Below are 19,618 nucleotides of genomic sequence, written 5' to 3' on the forward strand. Positions count from 1 at the left end.
GCACCCCGCTGTACCCCGCGGCCCCACCCGGTTCATCCGCCGGGTGGGGCCGCGGTGCGTGGCGACCGGGTTCGTTCAGGATCCGGGCTCGGACTCGCCCAAGGTCCGGGCCCGCTCAGGGGACACGCCGCGCCCATTCGCCCGCCTCCCCGCCGAACACCACGGTCCCGCGCCGCAGTTCGTACACGAAGGCCCGGTGGCCGCGCAGCGCGGGCGGGAGCCGCTGCTCGGCGAGCACCACACACGCGTCGAGCGAGGCCAGCAGGGCGTACGTCCGGGCCGCGACCGCCGGGGACATCCCCTGGGTCGGCTCGTCGACGAGGACCACGCGCGCGTGGTCCGACAGGGCCCGGCACAGGGCCACCATCCGCTGCTCACCCCCGGACAGGGTCCCGGCCCTGCGCCCGAGCAACGGCTCCAGCTGCGGGTAGAGGCCGGGGTCGGACCCCGTCAGCTCCAGGTTCTCCCGGACCGTCAGCGAGCCGAACACCGCCCGCCGTTCCGGCACCAGGCAGAGCCCGCGCCGCGCCCGCTCGAACGCGGGCATCCGGGTCACGTCCGCCCCGTCCCACACCACCGCGCCGCCCGACAGCGGTACGGTCCCGGCCAGCGCCCGCAGCACCGTCGTACGGCCGGAGCCGTTGCGGCCCAGCAGGACGGTGAGGCCCGGGGCGGGGGCCGTGAGGGTGACGCCGTGCAGGGCCTCCAAAGGGCCGTAGCGCACGCGCGCGTGCCGCAGCGAGATCACCAGGCCGCTCCCTCCAGCGCGTCGAGGACACGGTCGGGCGGGCCCGAGGCGACGATCCGGCCCGCCGCCATGACGTGCACGGTGTCCGCGAGACCGGCGACCAGGTCGAGGTCGTGCTCGACGACCAGCAGGGCGGTGCCCTCGGCGGCCAGGGCACGCAGGACCCTGGACAGCGCGCTCACCTCGGCCGTGTCGAGCCCGGCGGCGGGCTCGTCCAGCAGCAGCACGCGCGGGCTTCCCGCGTACGCCCGGGCCAGCTCGACCCGGCGCAGGGTGCCGGTGGGCAGCCCGGCGGCGGGCCGCGCACGGACCGGCCCGTCCAGCCCGAACAGCGCCATCGCCCGCTCCACCGCCTCCGGCCCACCGAGCCGCCCCTGCTCGGCGCCCACCCGCACGTTCTCCGCCACCGTCAGCGACGGGAACACGGCCAGCTGCTGGAAGGTCCGCGCGACACCGAGCCGGGTCCGGGCGTGTGCGGGCAGCCGCGTGATGTCCCGCCCGCCGAACCGCACCCGCCCGTGGACCGGACGCAGGGTGCCGGCGAGACAGTGGAACAGCGTGCTCTTCCCGGCACCGTTGGGCCCGACGACGGCGGTGACCCGCCCGCCGAACACGTCCAGCCCGACCCCGTCGAGAGCGGTGAACCCGCCGTAACGGGCCCGCAGACCGCGGGCGGTGAGGAGGGCCGGGGCCGCCACACGGACCGCTCGGGGCGCGCGGCGCGGGGGCCGGTCCGGCGGGGCCGCTGCGGGGGCGGCCCCGGAGGGCCGGGGCGGGGTGCGGTCCGGCGGGATCGCCGTGCGGGCGGTGCCGTGGGTCCGGGGCGGGACGGTGCCTCGCGCGGCAGGTGCGGGTGAGGGGTGCGGGGCGCCGCCCGGTGGGGCCGGTGTGGGGGCGGGTTGCGGGGCGCCGCCCTGCGTGACGGGGGGCGGGGCGGGGTGCGGTACCAGCCGTCGCCGTACCCGTACCCCCAACGGCGTCAGCACCGCCTTCCGTCCGGCCTCTGTCCGCGCCCATGCCGCCCGCAGGGCCTCGACCGGCCCGTCCGGGAAGCGTCCAATCAGGGCCGCCAGGACGCCGACCAGGGCCGCCGCCACCCCGCCCCGGGCACCCGCGTCCAGGCCCACGAGCAGGGCCGCCGCCGTCAGGGCGCCCAGGGTGTTGTCGGCGCCCAGGACCACCACGGCCGCGAACCAGAGCAGGCTCCGTACGGGGTCGTAGGCCGTGGCGTCGAAGGCGCGCAGGCCCATGCCGAGCAGCGCGCCGCCGAGCGCGGCCAGCGCCGCCCCCGTGACGAAGGCCAGGAGTTTCAGGGACGGCACGCGCACGCCCGCCGCCGAGGCGCCCGGCTCGTGGTCCCGCATCGCCGCCAGGGCCCGCCCGGTACGGCCCCGGCGCAGTGCCCGGGTCGCCAGCAGGGCCAGGGCGAGCAGGGCCAGTTCCAGGACGTAGTAGGCGCGGTCCCCGTCGAAGCCCCCGGGGCGGCCGAGGGACAGGTCCGCCGTGGCGTACGGCTGGGCGAAGACGAAACGGCTCACGCCGACGCCGACCGCGAAGGTGGCGATGGCCAGGGCGAGGCCGTGGCGACGGATGGCCGGCCACCCCGTCAGCAGGCCCAGCGGCGCCACCAGCAGCACCGCCACGGGCAGCGCCGCCGGCTCGGGAAGGCGGGGGAGTCCGGGGAAGCGGCCCGCGGCCAGCAGCGCCGTGAACAGGGCGCCCAGACCGGCGTACGCGGCCTGCCCGAGGGAGATCTGGCCGCCGCGGCCGGTCACCACCACCAGCGACAGCAGGATCACCCCGAGGGCGGGCACCTGGACCGCGGTGTGCAGGTCGGACCCCGCGAAGCCGAGCGGCAGCAGGAACAGCACCGCGGCCACCACCCACGCCCCCGGCGGGGTACGCACGCGTGCCCCCACCGGGGCCGGCGGCGCGTCGCGCGCGCCCACGCCGGGCAGCACGAGCGCGGCGACCAGCAGGGCGACCACGAACAGGTTCGCGCCGACCGCCTGCACCAGCGGGGCCGCCCAGCCCGACGGATGCAGCCGGGTCAGCTGGCTCTGCGCGATCCCGATGCCCAGCGCCACGACCACCGCCACCGGCAGACCGCGCATCCGGGCCGCCACCGCGACCGCGAGCACCTCCATCACGAGGAGTGGCAGACCGTACGGGTCGAGCCGCACGTACGGCGCCAGCAGCACGCCCGTCACCCCGGCCGTGAAGGAGCCGAACGCCCAGCCCGCCGCCGCCACCCGGTCCGCGTCGACCCCGCCGAGCACGGCCAGCTCCCGGTCGTCGACCACCGCCCGCAGCTCGCGCCCGAAGCGCGTCCAGCGGATCACCGCGCCGACCCCGGCCGCCAGGACCAGCACCACCGCCAGCTGCCCCCACGGATCCTCCGGCACCAGCTCCGGCGTGTCGTCGCGCGCCCCCTGCCCCCACACCAGCGCCGCCCCGCCCACCAGCAGCACGAACACGCCGATCGACGCCACCAGCGTCCGCGCCGGATCCCCGCCCAGGACCGCGAGCGGACGGAAGACGAACCGTTCCAGCACCACCCCGATCGCGGGCGCGAGGAACAGCAGGGTCACCACGGCCCCGAGCCACAGCGGCCACCCCCACTCCACCACGCAACTCCGCAGCGCGTACGCGCAGACCATCGCGATCGCCCCGTGCGCGAAGTTGAGCACGCCGGTCGCCCGGTAGGTGACGATCAGGCCGACGCCCGTGAGGGCGGCCGCGCTGCCGACCGCGAGACCGGCGAGCGTGAGGTCGTAGGTCAGGGACGACATCAGGAGTCCGCCGCGTCCGGCTCGCAGATCGGACACGGGTCGAGGTCGCCGCGCGCGAGCAGCCCGCCGTCGACCGGCACCGCCTCCGGTTTCCCGGCGACCAGCGGACAGTCCGCCCGGTGCCACAGCGTGCCCCCGGGCACCATCCGCAGCTCACCGCTGACCGCGACGGGGGTGGAGGCCGCCGGCTCCGGTGCCTCGGGCTCCTCGCCGGCGGCGACCAGAAGGCCGTACAGCTCCTCCACGCGCGCGGTGGCGGACCGCTCCCGCCCGGACGCCAGCAGCACCGCCCCGGCGACGATCAGCGCGGCGCCCGGGACCGTGCAGGACGCGAGGTAGGGCAGCTGCCGTGCGGTGAAGCGCTCGCCGGAGACGCCGTACCAGCCCGCCACGCACAGCACCGCACCGGCGGACAGGGCGACCCAGCCGGCCCACAGGACGGAGGGCACGGTCCGCAGTCGTCCTGTCCGCATCCCACGCTCCCGCCGCAGTCCGCCGATGGCTTGCACTATGCCTTCTGCAAGCTGACCCTGAAAGGACCGGGCGCGCACGCCCGGACCGACACCCGGTGGTGAGCCAGATGGTTCTCGGGAGCGACCTCGGACGATCGAGACGATCGAGGGGTACGGCACTGGCGGCGGCGGTCGTCCTCGTGCTGGCCCCGGTCCTCGCGGCGTGCGGCGACAACGACAACGACGGGGGCGGGGGCGGCAGCCCGACCGCGACGGCCACCGCGACGGTCACCAGGCCGGCCACCGCGCCCTCCGACACGGCGGCGGCCGAGCAGCAGGTCCGGCAGAACTGGCAGAAGTTCTTCGACCCGGCCACCTCCACCGAGGACAAGCAGGCCCTGCTCGAGAACGGCCGGATGATGGGCCCGATACTCCAGGCCTTCGGCGGCGACCAGCGCGGCGGACAGGTGGCGGCCGAGGTCCAGAAGGTCGAGTTCACCTCCCCGACCGAGGCGACCGTGACGTACACCCTCACGCTCAACGGCGCGACAGCCCTGCCCAACGCCACCGGGAAGGCCGTCCTCCAGGACGGCACCTGGAAGGTCTCCGTCACGACCCTCTGCGCGCTGGTCGAGCTGAGCGGCGATGCGTCGGCGTCGGCGGTACCGGGCTGCTGAGACCGCTGCCGTCTCGCTGGTGCTCCTGCTGTTCCTGCTGAGCACGGCCTGCGGCAGCCGGCTCCCGGAGAGCGACTTCGAGCACACCACCACGACCCCGCGGGCCGCCCCCCTTCGCGTCGGCGTGATCACCAGCACGACCAGCCCCGTCGGCGGCGCCGCCTTCACCGGGCCGCGCGACGGGGCGGTGGCCTACTTCGACCGGCTCAACGCGCGCGGCGGCATCGACGGCCGCCGCGTCGAGGTACGGCTGTGCGACGACGGCGGCAGCGGCGTCGGGAACAACACCTGCGTGCACAGGCTCCTCGACGAGGACAAGGTCGTCGCCCTCGTCGCCACCACCTCCCTCGACTACGCGGGCGCCTCCCGTGTCTCCCACGCGCGCGTGCCCGACATCGGCGGCCAGCCCATCGGTCCCGCCTACGACACCTGGCCGCACCTCTACGGCATCTACGGCAGCCTCGCGCCCCGCGACGGCACCCCCGGCTGGGACGGCAGGCTGTACGGCGGCACCGAGGTCTACCGCTACTTCCGGCGCGAGCACGGCGCCCGTACCGCCGCCGTCGTCTCCTACAACCAGCCGGCGTCCGCGTCCTACGCCCAGCTCGTCGAGCGGGGGCTGAGGGCCGAGGGCTACAAGGTGGTGAGCGAGCAGGTCGACTTCGCGCTGCCGAACTTCCGCGCCGCCGCGGCCGACCTCAAGGCGGAGGGCGCCGACCTGGTCTTCGACGCCCTCGACACCCACGGCAACGCACGGTTGTGCGAGGCGATGGACGAGGTCGGGGCCCGGGTCACCGCCAAGGTCACCAACGTGCAGAACTGGACGTCCGCCGTCCCCGAGGACTACAAGGACTCCCCGGCCTGCCGCAACGCCCTGTGGGTGACCGGGGCCGGCCGGAACTTCGACGACACCTCCGACCCGGCCGTACGGGAGTTCCGGGAGGCGACGAAGGGCCTGCGGACGCACTCCCAGTGGCAGCTGGAGGGCTGGGCCGCGGCCATGTGGTTCACGCAGGCGGCGCGGTCCTGCGCCGCGAGCGGGATCACGCGCGCGTGCCTGGACGACTTCCTGGACCGCAGCGAGGGCTTCGACGCAGACGGCCTGCTGATCCCCGTCCGCTTCGAACGGCTCACCGAACCGCCGAGGACCCGGCGGACCTGTCTGTCGGTCGCCCGCTGGCGGGACGGGCAGGGCTGGCTCACCCAGGGGGACATGAACCACACCTGCTTCGACGTCCCCCAGCTCCCCTACACCCCCTGATCCGCCGTCTCCAGGGCCGCGTACTCCGGGTGGTGCAGATCGAACGCCGGGGACTCCGAGCGGACCTTCGGCAGCGTCGTGAAGTTGTGCCGCGGCGGCGGGCAGGAGGTCGCCCACTCCAGGGAGCGGCCGTAGCCCCAGGGGTCGTCGACCTCGACCTTCGTGCCGTACTTGGTGGTCTTCCAGACGTTGTAGAGGAACGGCAGCGTGGACGCGCCGAGCAGGAACGCGCCGATCGTCGAGATGGTGTTGAGGGCGGTGAAGCCGTCGGCGGCGAGATAGTCGGCGTACCGGCGGGGCATGCCCTCCGCGCCCAGCCAGTGCTGCACCAGGAACGTCACGTGGAAACCGACGAACAGCGTCCAGAAGTGCATCTTCCCGAGCCGCTCGTCCAGCATCTTCCCGGTGAACTTCGGCCACCAGAAGGAGAACCCGGCGAACACCGCGAACGCCACCGTGCCGAAGACGACGTAGTGGAAGTGCGCGACGACGAAGTACGAGTCGCTGACCTGGAAGTCCATCGGCGGCGAGGCCAGGATCACCCCGGTGAGCCCGCCGAACAGGAACGTCACGAGGAAGCCCGTCGCCCACAGCATCGGTGTCTCGAAGGACAGCGAGCCCCTGAGCATGGTCCCGGTCCAGTTGAAGAACTTCACGCCTGTCGGGACGGCGATCAGGAAGCTCATGAAGGAGAAGTACGGCAGCAGCACCGCGCCGGTGACGAACATGTGGTGCGCCCAGACGACGATCGACAGACCGGTGATCGTCATGGTCGCGCCGACCAGGGTGAGGTAGCCGAAGATCGGCTTGCGGCTGAAGACCGGGATGATCTCGGTGATGATCCCGAAGAACGGCAGCGCGATGATGTAGACCTCGGGATGCCCGAAGAACCAGAACAGGTGCTGCCACAGCAGCGCCCCGCCGTTGGCCGCCTCGAACACCTGTGAGCCGAACCGCCGGTCCGCCTCCAGCACCAGCAGGGCCGCCGCGAGCACGGGGAACGCCATCAGGATCAGGACCGACGTGAAGAGCGTGTTCCAGGTGAAGACCGGCATCCGGAACATCGTCATGCCGGGGGCGCGCATGCAGATGATCGTCGTGATGAAGTTGACCGCGCCGAGGATCGTGCCGAAGCCGGCCAGCGCCAGTCCCATGATCCACAGGTCGGGGCCGACGCCGGGGGAGAACCGGCCGCTGTTGAGCGGTGCGTAGGCGAACCAGCCGAAGGCGGCCGCCCCGTCCGGGGTGAGCAGCGAGCCGAGCACGATCAGTCCGCCGAACAGGAACAGCCAGTACGAGAACATGTTCAGCCGGGGGAAGGCCACGTCCGGGGAGCCGATCTGCAGCGGCATCAGCTCGTTGGCGAAGCCCGCGAAGGACGGGGTCGCGAAGAGCAGCAGCATGATCGTGCCGTGCATCGTGAACAGCTGGTTGTACTGGCCGTTGTTCACGATCTGCAGTCCCGGACGGGCGAGTTCGGCCCGCATCAGCAGGGCCATGAACCCGCCGATCAGGAAGAACACGAACGACGTGATCAGATACAGGTGACCGATCTTCTTGTGGTCGGTGGTGGTGAGCCAGTCGACGACCACGCGGCCCCTGCGCCTGCTCCGCGCGGGTCCTGCCGTCGCCGGTACGGTCTGCGTCCCCATCGCTCGCCCCTGCGGAGGTTGTGTGGCGGAGTGGTGCATTTTCCATGCGGTGTCGGCCGAGGTGTCAGGTGACGTGTCAGCCGACGTGCCGGCTCCCGCGAACCCGTGCGGAATCGCCGGGAAAAGGAGCTCGGGGAGGATTCTCCGGGAACTTTCCACCGGGTTTATCGAGGAGCCGGGGCGACACGCGGGAATTACGTTCGAATGAGTACGGAAGGGGCCGGGAACCGCTCGTATGTGTGACGGCCCACTGCGTGGCAGTTGATGTCGGTGCGGCCGAAACGCATGTCGTGATTCTGTGACAAAAGCGTGACCGGAGCGATCCACATCCCCGTTTCAGGGCTTTCCCCGCGGCCCTGTGCGGCCTAGCGTGGGCGGTATGGCAGCGAATGAGCCCCAGGACAATCCGGACGGATACGTCGGCCTCGACGCCGGGCGCGCCGAGCGGCTCGCCCGGGAGCGGGGGTGGTCGACCGTCCGCTCGCTGGCGCCCGGGACGATCATCACCATGGAGTACCGCTTCGGACGGCTGAACTTCGAGGTGCGCGACGGCCGCGTGGCGCGCGCCTGGAAGGGCTGATCAGGACACGGCGAAGGCCCCGGTTCCCGTCAGGAGGGGAACCGGGGCCTTCGGTCGCGGGACCGGTTGTGCGTACCGGTGGTCCCGCTGCTCAGGGGGTCGGCCGCTCGTCAGCCGCCGGTCAGCGGGCGGGCCGCCGAGGCGGTCGCGCCGCGCGGCAGACGCTCGGTGTGCGGGGGTCTTCGGCTGCCGACGGGAGTGACCGGGGTGCGCTCCGAGCGGGCCGTGTGCGGGCCCGGGGCCAGATAGACCGGCGCCCGGGGCGAACGGGCGGCGGCGACCGTCTCGCGGGCCGCGGCGGCCTCGTCCTGGACCGCGGGCCGCGGCTTGAACGGCACGGGTACGGAGATGGGGGCGGCCGGCGCCGGGACGGTGCCGGAGCGGCGCTCGCGCCAGCCGTCGCGCAGGTCGAGGATCCAGACCTCGGCACGGGCGATCAGCGGCTCGCACCAGGGCAGGGCGAGCAGGATCAGCAGCCCCGCGGCCCAGCCCAGCACGACATCGCTCAGCCAGTGCGTACCGAGGTAGACGGTGGTCAGGCCGACGCCCAGCGAGACCACGGCTGAGACGGCGGACAGCCAGCGGCGGGCTCTCGGAGTCGAGGCCAGATAGGCCAGGATTCCCCAGGTCACGACCGCGTTGGCGGTGTGACCGCTGGGGAATATATCGCCGCCCAGACCCATCTCGTTGGAGCCGATCGTGGTCGCGTAGTGCGGTCCGAGCCGGCCCATGCCGAGCTTGGCGGCGCCGACGGTGATGTTCAGCAGCAGCAGGGAGGCGCCGAGGGTCAGCAGCGGGCGCAGGGTGTGCTGCCGCCAGGATCTCCAGCCGAGCCAGGCGGCCACCATCACGGCGGTCGGGCCGCGCTGGCCGAGGACGACGTAGTAGTCCAGGAACGCGTGGATCTCGGGCCACTGCTGGTACGGCCGGAAGAACATGACCTGCCAGTCGAGGCGGACCAGCCACGAGGTGACCACCACGAGCCACACGATCGCCAGATAGAAGGCCAGGGTCGCCGCGAACAGCGCGATCCTGTGCCTGCTCATCCTCGGCACATCGATGTGGGCCGGTCGTTCCGGCTCACGGTCGAGCCTGGCGAACACCCGGTCCAGACGGGTGAGGTGTCGTTCGGTACGCACCTAAACGACGTTACAGCGAGTGAGCTCGGCACCCGACCGAATCCGCTGGTTTGTGATGACCATGTGATGTGGGATTGCTCTCAGGAAGGGCTTAATTCCTGCGGATTCGCTAATCCTCGAACACGGGTCCCTTCAATTCCATTGATCATTGCGGGAGACAGTTTTAAGGAACTTATGAATGAGTTCACCGGGAACTCACGGAGGACCGGAGCCGTTCAGCCACCACGCCCCGTACACGGCCGACGCCAGCGCGACACCGCCCACGACCAGCGCCGCCCTCGCCGTGCGCGGCCGGGCCAGGGCCAGGGCGAGCGGGAACAGCAGCGGGAAGGCGGGCAGCAGCAGGCGTGGTTTCGAGCCGAAGTAGCTCGACGCGCACAGCGCGAGCGCGAGGACCACACCGCCGTAGACCAGCAGCACAAGCGGTTGGCGCTGCCGTACGCAGACGACGTACAGCAGGATCAGCAGGGCGACGCCGGCGATCAGGCCGAGGCCGGCCAGGGCGGACGGGAACGACGTGAACTTGTCGGCGATGAAACGGGCGAAGGCGTAGCCGCCGTCGAAGCCGTTGCGCCAGCCCGCCTGGACGTCGAGATAGCCGAGCGGGCCCCCGCCGGTGTGGTGGCCGACCCACAGGACGTATCCGGCGGTGCCCAGCGGCGCGAGGAGCATGCCGAGGGCGCGTAGGGCGGGATGAGCGCCCTCCGGTGCCGGTTCGCGCCGGAGAGGGCCGTCGGCGGACACGTCGGGGGCGTGTTCCGAGGAGTGCGCGCCGGGCTCGGGCGCCGTGCTGCGGCTCCGCCCGAACGAGAACCCCGAGGGCCCGCCCCGCTCCCGTAGGAAGGACGCCAGACCGGCCGCCCAGACCGCCGCGACCACCGCGAGCCCCACCGGTCGGGTCAGCCCGGACAACGACGCGAGCACACCCGCGGTCACCCACCGTCCGGTCAGCACCGCGTACAGCGACCAGGCGGCCGACGCGGTGAACAGCGACTCGCTGTAAGCCATCGACTGCACGATCCCGACCGGCAGCAGCGCCCACACGAGCACCGCGCACACCCCGGCCCGACGGCCGTACACGTGATCGGCGACCGCGAAGATCCCCCAGGCCGCGGCGAGCGAGGAGAGCAGCGAGACCGTGAGACCGGCGTCCGCGTAGGACAGCGGGCTCACAGCGTGCAGGAGCCTTTCCAGCCACGGCAGCAACGGGAAGAACGCGAGGTTCGAGTGGATGTCGCCGTTCGGCAGCCGGACCTCGTAGCCGTACCCGAGCTCGGCCACCCTCGTGTACCAGAGGGCGTCCCAGCGGGCCGTCAGCAGGGTGTGCGCGCTCTTGCCGCGGGCGGCGCTCCACAGGGCCAGGACGAGCAGGCCCAGGCCCCGTACGGCCGCGTAGCCCAGCAGGGCGGGGGCCGCCCGGCGCAGGGCCGCGGAGCCGGGAGGCGCCACACGCGTTTCAAGATCGGTCACGGGCCCGATTATCGACCGGGCGCCGCGGCGGCCGGGAAAACAGTCGCCCGGGAAGTGGCGTACGCCACATGGGTTCGCTGTGAAGTGTGAGAGTTCCGCCACGTGGCCCTGGCGCGAACTCGCGTACGCTGCGATTCACTCGTGTTCGTTTGCGCGGGCCGGAGACCACCGCTCCTCTCCGGCCGAGTCGCGGGGAGTCCCCACCCCGCGAGCCCGCCGGACCGAGGGGAACACCTGGGAGGTACGTACATGTCCGGGACGACCACGGCCGCCGTCGGGCTGCGCCGTCGGGCGGCCGGGGCCGGTGCCAACCGCTGGGTCGTGCTCGTGGTGCTGTGCGTCAGCCTGCTCCTGGTCGCGGTCGACGCGACCGTGCTGCACGTCGCGGTGCCGGCGGTCACCGAGGACCTCAGGCCCGGCGCGATCGAGCTGCTCTGGATCGTCGACACCTATCCACTGGTCTGCGCCTCGTTGCTGATCCTCTTCGGCACGCTCGGCGACAGGGTGGGCCGCCGGCGGGTCCTGCTGCTCGGGTACGCCCTGTTCGGCGTCGCCTCCGCGCTGGCGGCCTTCGCCGGGAGCGCCGAGGTGCTGATCCTGGCGCGGGCGCTGCTCGGCGTCGGCGGTGCGATGATCATGCCGGCCACGCTGTCGATCCTGCGGCAGGTCTTCCCCGACCGCCGGGAGAGGGCGCTCGCCATCGGCATCTGGAGCGCGGTGGCGGCGGTCGGCGCGGCCGTCGGACCGCTGCTCGGCGGCTTCCTGCTCGAACACTTCTGGTGGGGCTCGGTCTTCCTCGTCAACATCCCCCTGATGCTGGTCAGCCTTCCGGTGGGCCGGCTGCTGCTGCCGGAGTCCCGGGGCACGGGCGAGGGACCCTGGGACGTGGTCGGCGCGCTGATGGCGGCGGCCGGGCTGTTCGCTCTCGTCCTCGCCGTCAAGCGGCTGGGCGGCGCGGAGTTCGGCGTGTTCACCGTGGTGCCGCTGCTGGTCGGCGTGGCGCTGCTCTTCCTCTTCGTACGACGTCAGCGGCGGCGTGCGCATCCGCTGGTGGACCTCGGGATGTTCGCGCGGCCGGCGTTCAGCACGTCCGTCGGATGCATTGTGCTGGCCATGCTGGCGCTGGTGGGTCTGGAGCTGATCGCCGCGCAGTATCTGCAGCTGGTGCTCGGCCTCTCCCCTCTGGAAACGGGTCTACGACTCCTGCCGCTGACCTTCGCCGCGATGGCGGCGGGGCTGGCCGGGGCGCGGCTGCTGAGCGGGTTCGGACCGCGGCGGATGGTGTGCGGGGGGTTCCTGCTGACGGCGCTGGCCGTGCTGATGCTGACCGCGATGGGCGCGGCGGACAACGCGGGGCTGCTGCTGTCCGGGTTCGTACTGCTCGGGTTCGGGCTGGAGACGACGCTGTTCGCGGCGTACGAGTCGATGCTGAGCGAGGCTCCGGCCGAGCGGGCGGGCGGCGCGGCGGCGATCGGCGAGACCTCCTACCAGCTGGGGGCGGGGATCGGGATCGCCCTGCTCGGCAGCGTGATGAACGCGGCGTACGCGCCCGGGGTGTCCTCCGTACCCGGGGTGCCGGCGTCCGCGTCGGCTGCGGCGGGGCATTCGCTGGGCGAGGCCTACGAGGTGGCCGGGCAGCTCGGCGGGCCGGCCGGGGTGACGCTGCGGCGGGTCGCGAAGGACTGCTTCGTGCACGGGCTGCATGTCACGCTGCTGGTCAGCGCCGGGTTGCTGCTGCTGGGGGCGGTGATGGCGCTGAGGTTGCCCCGGGTGATGCAGTGCGAGTCGGCCGCGGTGGCGCTGCCCGCTCCGCGTGACGTGGGGTCTTCTCCCACCCACGCACCGCCCGTGGCTGTTCGTTGAGGGGTTGACCTTTCCTGTGGGGTGCGCTCGCCGTTGGCGGCTCTCCCCGGTGCCTTGGGTGGTACCTTCGGAGCGACATCTTAACTAGCGCTGTTAGTTTTCGGCTCGGTCCGGAGGATCCCGTATGTCCGTGTCCTCGAAGTTGCCACCGTTCGATCCCGCCGATCCGCTCGGGATCGACGATCTGCTCGAGCCGGAGGATCTGGCGATCCGTGACACCGTGCGGAGCTGGGCGGCGGAGCGGGTGGAGCCGTTCGTCGCCGAGTGGTACGAGCGGGGGGAGCTGCCGGTGATCCGCGAGCTCGCCCGGGAGCTCGGGGCGATCGGTGCGCTCGGGATGTCGCTCAGCGGGTACGGGTGCGCCGGGGCGAGCGCCGTGCAGTACGGGCTCGCCTGTCTGGAGCTGGAGGCCGCCGACTCGGGGATCCGGTCCCTCGTGTCCGTGCAGGGCTCCCTCGCCATGTACGCGATCCACCGGTTCGGCTCCGAGGAGCAGAAGCAGGCGTGGCTGCCCCGGATGGCGTCCGGCGAGATCATCGGCTGCTTCGGGCTCACCGAGCCCGACCACGGCTCCGACCCGGCCGGTATGCGGACGTACGCCAAGCGCGACGGCTCGGACTGGGTGCTCAGCGGGCGGAAGATGTGGATCACCAACGGATCCGTGGCCGGGGTCGCCGTCGTCTGGGCGCAGACCGACGCGGGCATCCGCGGATTCGTCGTGCCCACCGACAGCCCCGGGTTCTCCGCGCCGGAGATCAAGCACAAGTGGTCGCTGCGCGCCAGCGTGACCAGTGAGCTGGTGCTGGACGAGGTGCGACTGCCCGAGGACGCCGTGCTGCCGGAGGCCGTCGGACTGCGGGGGCCGCTGAGCTGTCTGTCCCACGCGCGGTACGGGATCGTGTGGGGCGCGATGGGCGCGGCCCGCACCTGTTTCGAGGCCGCCGTCGACTACGCGCGCACCCGTGAGCAGTTCGGGCGGCCCATCGGAGGGTTCCAGCTGACCCAGGCCAAGCTCGCCGACATGGCGGTCGAGCTGCACAAGGGGATTCTGCTCGCCCATCATCTGGGGCGGCGCATGGACGCCGGCCGCCTGCGTCCCGAGCAGGTCAGCTTCGGCAAGCTCAACAACGTACGGGAGGCCATCGAGATCTGCCGTACGGCGCGGACGGTCCTCGGGGCCAACGGGATCTCGCTGGAGTATCCCGTCATGCGGCACGCGACGAACCTGGAGTCGGTGCTCACCTACGAGGGCACCGTCGAGATGCACCAGCTCGTGCTGGGCAAGGCGCTCACCGGACTCGACGCCTTCCGCTGACCCGGCCCCCGGGGGGCGAGGCAGGGCCGGCGAGCGGCCCTGCCTCAGCTCTGGTTGAAGAAGCCGTCCGTGCGGTGCCCGGCCGGGTCGCCGTTCACGATCTCCGTGTTGGACGGGGTCAGCAGGAACACCCGGGTCGAGACCCGCTCGATCGAACCGCGCAGCCCGAAGATCAGACCGGCGGCGAAGTCGACGACGCGCTTGGCGTCGGCGGCCTCCATGGCCGTGAGGTTCATGATGACCGGCACGCCCTCGCGGAACAGCTCACCGATCAGCCGCGCGTCCCGGAAGCTGTCCGGGGTGACGGTGCCGATCCGGCGGCCCTTCTCCTCGGCCGTGTCCGAGGCGACCTTGACGCGCGGGTCGGTGACCCAGGCGTCTTGCGAGTCGGTCCCCTCGGAGTAGTCGTCGTCGTAGTAACGCTCGTCATCGTTGTCGTCGACGAGGCCAAGCCAAGCACTCGCCTTGCGCACCGATCCCATGGACGCCTCCTCTCACAGCGGTCTTTCTTCCTTTCCGCATTCCCATGGTCGTCCATGATGCGGATGTCGCGCCAAGTGGATAGACGCCGCGCGGGGGGTTTGTGACGGTACTGGTGCACAGCGAATCCGTCGAGAGCCCGCGCCCCCCAAGGGTCCTGCTGTGTACGGCTGCTGACTGAGAGTGAAATATGACTGTTCGTGCCGTACGGGTGATACACGGTGCGTACGGGTGAACAGGGCCTGGCGTTCAACGTCGATTATCGGCCGATAGCATGCGGCCGCTCAATGTCTTAAAGGCCAGGCCTCGAGGGCAGGGAACACACGGACCGAGGACTACGGGGGTTGTCATGTTCGGAATCGTCAGACCATGCCGTCACCGGCTCGGCGAGCGGCTCAAGACCCAGTGGATGGCGCACCTGTGCGGACTGTGCCTCGCGCTGCGCGGCGATCACGGGCAGTTCGCACGGGTCGTCACCAACTACGACGGCCTGCTCATCTCGGTTCTGACGGAGGCTCAGACCGGGACGGCGCCCGGCCGACGCCGTACGGCGGGCCCGTGCCCGTTGCGCGGGATGCGCACCGCCTCCGTCGCCCAGGGGGAGGGGGCGCGGCTCGCGGCGGCCGTCTCGTTGGTGCTGGCCTCGGCCAAGGTACGCGACCATGTCGCCGACGGGGACGGGCTGCTGGCGCGGCGTCCGGTCGCCGTCGCCGCCCGCAGGGTCGCCCGGAGCTGGGGGAGTGCGGGGGAGCGCGGCGGGGCCGCCGTCGGCTTCGACACGGCGGTCCTGGTGGACGCCGTGGACCGGCAGGTCGGGCTGGAGGCGCTGGCCGGGCCCGGTACCTCGCTGTTGACCGTCACCGAGCCGACCGAGACCGCCACGGCCGCCGCCTTCGCGCACACCGCCGTCCTGGCGGGCCGGCCGGGCAACGCCGTCCCGCTCGCCGAGGCCGGGCGGCTGTTCGGGCGGCTGGCCCATCTGCTGGACGCCGTCGAGGACCGGGCCGCCGACGCGGAGGCCGGCGCCTGGAACCCGCTCACGGCCACCGGGACCCCGCTCACCGAGGCTCGGCGGCTCGCCGACGACGCCCTGCACGGGATACGGCTCGCGCTGAAGGACGTCGAGTTCGAGGAGGGGCGGCTGGCGCATCTGCTGCTCGCGCACGAGCTGGAGCGGTCGGTGGACCGGGCGTTCGGGACGTCCTCGTGCGGGCATGGTCACGGGCAGGGGCAGGGGCAGGGGCAGGGGCATGAGGGGCGCGCCGCCTTCGGGCCCCCGCCGCAGATGCCCGCGCCGCCCAAGCAGCCGCGGGGGCTGCTCGCCGGGTGTGCCGTCGCGCTCGGGCTGTTCTGCACCTGCCAGGTGTGCTGCGCCGGCGAGTTCGAGGGGCCGTGGTCACGGAAGAAGCGCGAGGGATGCTGCGGCAACTGTGACTGCGGGAGCTGCGACTGCGGTTGTTCCGACTGCGGCTGCTGCGACGGATGCGACTGCTGCGGCTGCGACTGTTCCTGCTGACGTACAGTCACCCACCGTGCACCCGGGGCTCCATGAGGGGGCATGGTGAGTGCCGGGCGCCTTCGGGACGTATCTCCTGTCGAGACACGGAAGCTCGAAAGGATCAGGGATCATGCCCGGGCGCTCAGAGAAAACCGTGCCGCTTGCCGTGAAGATCGTGGTGAGCGGGGGGCTCGGGGTCGGCAAGACGACCTTCATCAAAGCCGTCTCCGAGATCGAGCCCCTCGACACCGAGGCGGCGATCACCCAGGTGTCGGTGGGAGTCGACTCCTTGGCCGGAGTGGAGACCAAGACCAGGACCACCGTCGCGCTCGACTTCGGGCGGATCACCCTCGATCCGGCCATCGCGCTGTATCTGTTCGGGACACCCGGGCAGAGCCGGTTCTCGTTCCTCTGGGACGACCTCGTGGAAGGCGCGCTGGGGACGGTCGTCCTCGCGGACACACGGCGGATCGAGGAGTGCTTTCCGGCCGTCGACTACTTCGAGGCTCAGGAGGCGCCGTTCGTGCTGGCGGTGAATCGGTTCGACGGGGCGGAGCCGTGTGCACTCGACGAGGTGCGGGGGGTGCTGGGGCTGGACCCCGATGTTCCCGTGCTGGATTGCGATGCTCGGGAGCGGGGGTCCGTGCGGGACGTTCTGGGGGTGCTGATGGATCGGGTGATCGGGGTGCGGGCCCGTTCCCGGGCGCGGGTGGTGGGGGTGCGCTGAATCGCCGTACGGGTGCGGTTGTACGGCGGGTGCGAGTTGTGCGTGGTTGTTCGCGCCCGCGCGGCGGAGCCGCAAAATGACACAGCCCCGCGCCCCTTGGAGGACTTTCCGGACGGTCGACTTCCGGACATCCCCGGGGTCTGGGTGGCCGAGGAGGACGGGGTGGTGCTGACGGCGGCCGAGGCCGACGGGCTGACCCTGGACGGACGGCCGTTCGGCGGAACGGTACGGCTCGGCGCAGACCCCGGGGGCGGTGGACACGGCCCGTGTCGCACACGGGCAGCGGCGACTGGTCGTGCTGGTGCGCGAGGGGTCTGGGGAGTACACGACTTCGACCCCGGGCTGAGGCCCGGCGCCTGTCCCGGAGCGTCGAGGCCACCCCGTACGACGCGCGCTGGTCGGTGCCGGGGCCGTTCACGCCGTACGGCGAGTAACGTTCGCTCTCGACGGGCGGGACCACACGTTCCGGGCGGCTGCGCAGGGCGACGGCTCGCTGTGGGCGGGTGTTCGCCGACTCCACCAGTGGAGTGAGCAGTTACCGGTTCCGGTTCCTGCATTCGGGTGCCCCCGACGAGCAGGGGCGCACCACGGTGGACTTCAACCGTGCCGTACTGCCTCCGTGTGCATTCGCCGATGCTTTCATCTGCCCCTTCCCGCCGCCGGGGAACACTCTCGGCGTGGAGATCGAGGCAAGGGAGCGCAACCTGGTCTGAGCTGGGGCAAGAGGCCTTCAAGAGGGCTCAACTCACGCAGTTCGTTCAAGGTCTGACGGCCGAAAGGCGCCCTTGCGCCGACCGGCCGTTCGGCCGAATACTCCCCCTCAGCGCTTGTCAGGGTCACGGCGTGTCCGGAATCCGGGCGAACGTCGGTCCTGGCTGCGCCTCACGGGCCCCGACCCCACACGACGGGCCCCCGACTTCCCCTGGGAGGGAACGAAACGTGAGGATCAAGCGCACCACCCCCACCACCCGCGGTATCTCGAGACGGAGCCGGCTGATCGCCGTCACCACCGGACTCGTGGCCGCGGCCGCCGTCGCGATCCCCAACGCGAGTGCGGCGGACACCGCCACCTTCAGCTCCGCCCAGCTGAAGAGCGCGGGCAACTCCGTGCTCCAGGCCGACGTCCCGGGCACCGCCTGGGCCGTCGACAGCAAGACCAACCGCCTTCTCGTCACCGTCGACAGCACCGTGTCCGACGCCGAGATCGCGCAGATCAAGGAGGCCGCGGGCAGCAACGCCGGCGCCCTCACGATCAAGCACACCCCCGGCAAGTTCAACAAGCTCATCGCGGGCGGCGACGCCATCTACGGCGGCGGCTACCGCTGCTCGCTCGGCTTCAACGTGGTCAGCGGCAGCACCTACTACTTCCTGACCGCCGGTCACTGCGGCGAGGTCGCGTCGACCTGGTACTCCAACTCCGGGCAGACGACCACGCTGGGCACGAACGTCAGCTACAGCTTCCCGACCAACGACTACGCGCTGGTCCGCTACACCAACAGCTCGGTCACCAAGTCCGGCACCGCGGGCAACACGGACATCACCAGCTCGGGCACGCCCAGCGTCGGCACCACGGTCTACCGTGACGGCTCGACCACCGGCATCCACAGCGGCCGGGTCACCGCGCTGAACGCCACCGTCAACTACGGCAGCGGCGACGTCGTGTACGGCATGATCCAGACCAACGTCTGCGCCGAGGGCGGCGACTCCGGCGGTCCGCTGTACTCCTCCAGCGGTATCGCCTACGGTCTGACCTCCGGCGGCAGCGGCAACTGCACCTCCGGCGGCACGACCTTCTTCCAGCCGGTGGCGGAGGCACTGAGCGCGTACGGCGTCAGCGTCTTCTAGTTCGCCCGGCAGGACCGGCCCGACAGGCCGTTGAGCCCCCGCACGTGAACCGCCGTGCGGGGGCTCCCTCTTGGGCGGGGGCGGGGTTACCGTCGTAGGACGGGAAGTGCTTCGGACCCCTGGGGGCCGGCATGGTCGAGGAGCTGGTGGCGGCGGGAGCCGGGCTCGTGTCCGCCGGAGCGGTGTACGTGATGGCGGCGGCGCGGGTCGTCAAGCAGTACGAGCGGGGTGTGGTCTTCCGGCTCGGGAAACTCCGGCCCCAGGTGCGCGGACCCGGGCTGACCCTGATCGTGCCGGGCGTCGACCGGCTCAGGAAGGTCAACATGCAGATCGTCACCATGCCGGTGCCGGGTCAGGAGGGCATCACCCGGGACAACGTGACGGTCCGGGTCGACGCCGTCGTGTACTTCAAGGTGACCTCGCCGGCGGAGGCGGTGGTCCGGGTGGAGGACTACCGGTTCGCCGTTTCGCAGATGGCGCAGACCTCGCTGAGGTCCATCATCGGCAAGAGCGAGCTGGACGATCTGCTCTCCGACCGCGAAAAGCTCAACCAGGGGCTGGAGTTGATGATCGACAGCCCGGCCGTGGAGTGGGGCGTCACCATCGACCGGGTCGAGATCAAGGACGTCTCCCTGCCCGAGACGATGAAGCGGTCCATGGCCCGCCAGGCCGAGGCCGACCGGGAGCGGCGGGCCAGGGTCATCAACGCCGACGCCGAACTCCAGGCCTCCAAGAAGCTCGCGGAGGCGGCCCGCGAGATGTCCGAGCAGCCTGCCGCGCTCCAGCTGCGACTGCTGCAGACGGTGGTGGCGGTCGCCGCCGAGAAGAACTCCACGCTGGTGCTGCCGTTCCCGGTGGAGCTGCTGAGGTTCCTGGAGAGAGCACAGCAGCAACTGCCCGCGACGCCGGCGCCCGTGCCGGAGAAGGAGCCCGGCCCGTCGGGGAGCGGCACCGGCCCGTCGGAGAGCGGCACCGGCCCGTCGGGGAGCGGCACCGGCCCGTCGGAGAAGGAAACCGGGCAGGAGTAGCGCTGCGGGGCGTTTACAGCTACTCGGCCGCAGCCCTGCCGAGCCACACCGGAGCTGCGGCCCGACTGCAGGCGCGATGCCTCCGTAGAAC

General features: G+C 71.9%; 16 protein-coding genes and 1 pseudogene. 10 read left to right on the forward strand and 7 right to left on the reverse strand.

Going from position 1 to position 19,618, the window contains the following annotated elements; translation table 11 throughout:
- Positions 1-115: 115 nt before the first annotated feature.
- From ACLZN2_RS22085 to ACLZN2_RS22095, 3 genes are read right to left on the reverse strand one after another with little or no spacing between them, the layout of a single operon-like run.
- A complete protein-coding gene (locus ACLZN2_RS22085; RefSeq protein ID WP_416980771.1) occupies positions 116-751 on the reverse strand; it encodes an ATP-binding cassette domain-containing protein in 636 nt (211 codons plus the stop codon).
- The gene (locus tag ACLZN2_RS22090) at positions 745-3,540 is read right to left on the reverse strand and encodes a branched-chain amino acid ABC transporter permease/ATP-binding protein (protein WP_416980667.1); all 2,796 of its coding nucleotides are present in this window, start codon (positions 3,538-3,540) and stop codon (positions 745-747) included. Before ACLZN2_RS22090 ends, ACLZN2_RS22085 begins: the two co-directional genes overlap by 7 nt.
- Positions 3,540-4,013, reverse strand: coding sequence for a hypothetical protein (locus ACLZN2_RS22095; RefSeq protein WP_416980669.1), 474 nt, complete (start codon positions 4,011-4,013; stop codon positions 3,540-3,542). Before ACLZN2_RS22095 ends, ACLZN2_RS22090 begins: the two co-directional genes overlap by 1 nt.
- Positions 4,014-4,120: 107 nt before the next feature.
- On the opposite strand from ACLZN2_RS22095, the gene ACLZN2_RS22100 reads away from it, so the two are divergent.
- On the forward strand, positions 4,121-4,669 hold the full coding sequence (locus ACLZN2_RS22100) for a hypothetical protein (protein WP_416980671.1): 549 nt from the start codon (positions 4,121-4,123) through the stop codon (positions 4,667-4,669).
- The gene (locus ACLZN2_RS22105; RefSeq protein WP_416980673.1) at positions 4,638-5,930 is read left to right on the forward strand and encodes an ABC transporter substrate-binding protein; all 1,293 of its coding nucleotides are present in this window, start codon (positions 4,638-4,640) and stop codon (positions 5,928-5,930) included. Before ACLZN2_RS22100 ends, ACLZN2_RS22105 begins: the two co-directional genes overlap by 32 nt.
- On the opposite strand, the gene ctaD is transcribed toward ACLZN2_RS22105, so the two are convergent.
- Positions 5,918-7,582, reverse strand: coding sequence for a cytochrome c oxidase subunit I (ctaD, locus tag ACLZN2_RS22110; protein WP_416980675.1), 1,665 nt, complete (start codon positions 7,580-7,582; stop codon positions 5,918-5,920). The two genes, ACLZN2_RS22105 and ctaD, sit on opposite strands and share 13 nt — an antisense overlap.
- Positions 7,583-7,961: 379 nt before the next feature.
- Here ctaD and ACLZN2_RS22115 point away from each other — a divergent pair, with 379 nt between their 5' ends.
- Positions 7,962-8,162, forward strand: a complete 201-nt coding sequence (locus ACLZN2_RS22115; protein WP_416980677.1) for an I78 family peptidase inhibitor — start codon at positions 7,962-7,964, stop codon at positions 8,160-8,162.
- 110 nt (positions 8,163-8,272) lie between these two features.
- On the opposite strand, the gene ACLZN2_RS22120 is transcribed toward ACLZN2_RS22115, so the two are convergent.
- The gene (locus ACLZN2_RS22120; protein ID WP_416980679.1) at positions 8,273-9,301 is read right to left on the reverse strand and encodes a phosphatase PAP2 family protein; all 1,029 of its coding nucleotides are present in this window, start codon (positions 9,299-9,301) and stop codon (positions 8,273-8,275) included.
- Between the two features lie 195 nt (positions 9,302-9,496).
- Positions 9,497-10,771 (reverse strand): mannosyltransferase family protein, encoded by a 1,275-nt coding sequence (locus ACLZN2_RS22125; RefSeq protein ID WP_416980681.1) that lies wholly within the window; start codon positions 10,769-10,771, stop codon positions 9,497-9,499.
- A 249-nt stretch (positions 10,772-11,020) separates the two neighbouring features.
- Here ACLZN2_RS22125 and ACLZN2_RS22130 point away from each other — a divergent pair, with 249 nt between their 5' ends.
- Both ACLZN2_RS22130 and ACLZN2_RS22135 read left to right on the forward strand, forming a co-directional pair.
- Positions 11,021-12,634 (forward strand): MFS transporter, encoded by a 1,614-nt coding sequence (locus ACLZN2_RS22130; RefSeq protein WP_416980683.1) that lies wholly within the window; start codon positions 11,021-11,023, stop codon positions 12,632-12,634.
- A 124-nt stretch (positions 12,635-12,758) separates the two neighbouring features.
- Positions 12,759-13,949, forward strand: coding sequence for an acyl-CoA dehydrogenase family protein (locus ACLZN2_RS22135; RefSeq protein WP_416980685.1), 1,191 nt, complete (start codon positions 12,759-12,761; stop codon positions 13,947-13,949).
- Between the two features lie 44 nt (positions 13,950-13,993).
- On the opposite strand, the gene ACLZN2_RS22140 is transcribed toward ACLZN2_RS22135, so the two are convergent.
- Entirely contained in the window at positions 13,994-14,431 is a 438-nt protein-coding gene (locus ACLZN2_RS22140) for a cell division protein SepF (RefSeq protein WP_133913590.1), read from the reverse strand.
- Positions 14,432-14,778: 347 nt separating this feature from the next.
- On the opposite strand from ACLZN2_RS22140, the gene ACLZN2_RS22145 reads away from it, so the two are divergent.
- From ACLZN2_RS22145 to ACLZN2_RS22165, 5 genes and pseudogenes are all read left to right on the forward strand, one after another.
- Positions 14,779-15,945 carry a DUF5685 family protein gene (locus ACLZN2_RS22145; protein ID WP_416980687.1) on the forward strand — a complete coding sequence of 389 codons (1,167 nt, stop codon included), beginning with the start codon at positions 14,779-14,781 and terminating at the stop codon, positions 15,943-15,945.
- A 112-nt stretch (positions 15,946-16,057) separates the two neighbouring features.
- Positions 16,058-16,654, forward strand: a complete 597-nt coding sequence (locus ACLZN2_RS22150; protein WP_416980689.1) for a GTP-binding protein — start codon at positions 16,058-16,060, stop codon at positions 16,652-16,654.
- Positions 16,655-16,690: 36 nt separating this feature from the next.
- Positions 16,691-17,367, forward strand: a pseudogene (locus ACLZN2_RS22155) (DUF1684 domain-containing protein).
- Positions 17,368-17,593: 226 nt separating this feature from the next.
- The gene (locus tag ACLZN2_RS22160; RefSeq protein WP_416980691.1) at positions 17,594-18,499 is read left to right on the forward strand and encodes a S1 family peptidase; all 906 of its coding nucleotides are present in this window, start codon (positions 17,594-17,596) and stop codon (positions 18,497-18,499) included.
- 131 nt (positions 18,500-18,630) lie between these two features.
- On the forward strand, positions 18,631-19,527 hold the full coding sequence (locus tag ACLZN2_RS22165; protein ID WP_416980693.1) for a slipin family protein: 897 nt from the start codon (positions 18,631-18,633) through the stop codon (positions 19,525-19,527).
- Positions 19,528-19,618 lie beyond the last annotated feature (91 nt).

Origin of the sequence: Streptomyces sp. T028 (assembly GCF_048159505.1) — a bacterium.
Taxonomy (GTDB): Bacteria; Actinomycetota; Actinomycetes; order Streptomycetales; family Streptomycetaceae; genus Streptomyces.

Bases quoted from the DNA above. Each gene is read 5' to 3' on its own strand.
- ACLZN2_RS22135 (WP_416980685.1), top strand. From the start codon at position 12,759: ATGTCCGTGTCCTCGAAGTTGCCACCGTTCGATCCCGCCGATCCGCTC.
- ACLZN2_RS22115 (WP_416980677.1), top strand. From the start codon at position 7,962: ATGGCAGCGAATGAGCCCCAGGACAATCCGGACGGATACGTCGGCCTC.
- ctaD (WP_416980675.1), bottom strand. From the start codon at position 7,582: ATGGGGACGCAGACCGTACCGGCGACGGCAGGACCCGCGCGGAGCAGG.
- ACLZN2_RS22150 (WP_416980689.1), top strand. From the start codon at position 16,058: ATGCCCGGGCGCTCAGAGAAAACCGTGCCGCTTGCCGTGAAGATCGTG.
- ACLZN2_RS22105 (WP_416980673.1), top strand. From the start codon at position 4,638: ATGCGTCGGCGTCGGCGGTACCGGGCTGCTGAGACCGCTGCCGTCTCG.
- ACLZN2_RS22145 (WP_416980687.1), top strand. From the start codon at position 14,779: ATGTTCGGAATCGTCAGACCATGCCGTCACCGGCTCGGCGAGCGGCTC.
- ACLZN2_RS22165 (WP_416980693.1), top strand. From the start codon at position 18,631: ATGGTCGAGGAGCTGGTGGCGGCGGGAGCCGGGCTCGTGTCCGCCGGA.
- ACLZN2_RS22090 (WP_416980667.1), bottom strand. From the start codon at position 3,540: ATGTCGTCCCTGACCTACGACCTCACGCTCGCCGGTCTCGCGGTCGGC.
- ACLZN2_RS22095 (WP_416980669.1), bottom strand. From the start codon at position 4,013: ATGCGGACAGGACGACTGCGGACCGTGCCCTCCGTCCTGTGGGCCGGC.
- ACLZN2_RS22130 (WP_416980683.1), top strand. From the start codon at position 11,021: ATGTCCGGGACGACCACGGCCGCCGTCGGGCTGCGCCGTCGGGCGGCC.
- ACLZN2_RS22100 (WP_416980671.1), top strand. From the start codon at position 4,121: ATGGTTCTCGGGAGCGACCTCGGACGATCGAGACGATCGAGGGGTACG.
- ACLZN2_RS22140 (WP_133913590.1), bottom strand. From the start codon at position 14,431: ATGGGATCGGTGCGCAAGGCGAGTGCTTGGCTTGGCCTCGTCGACGAC.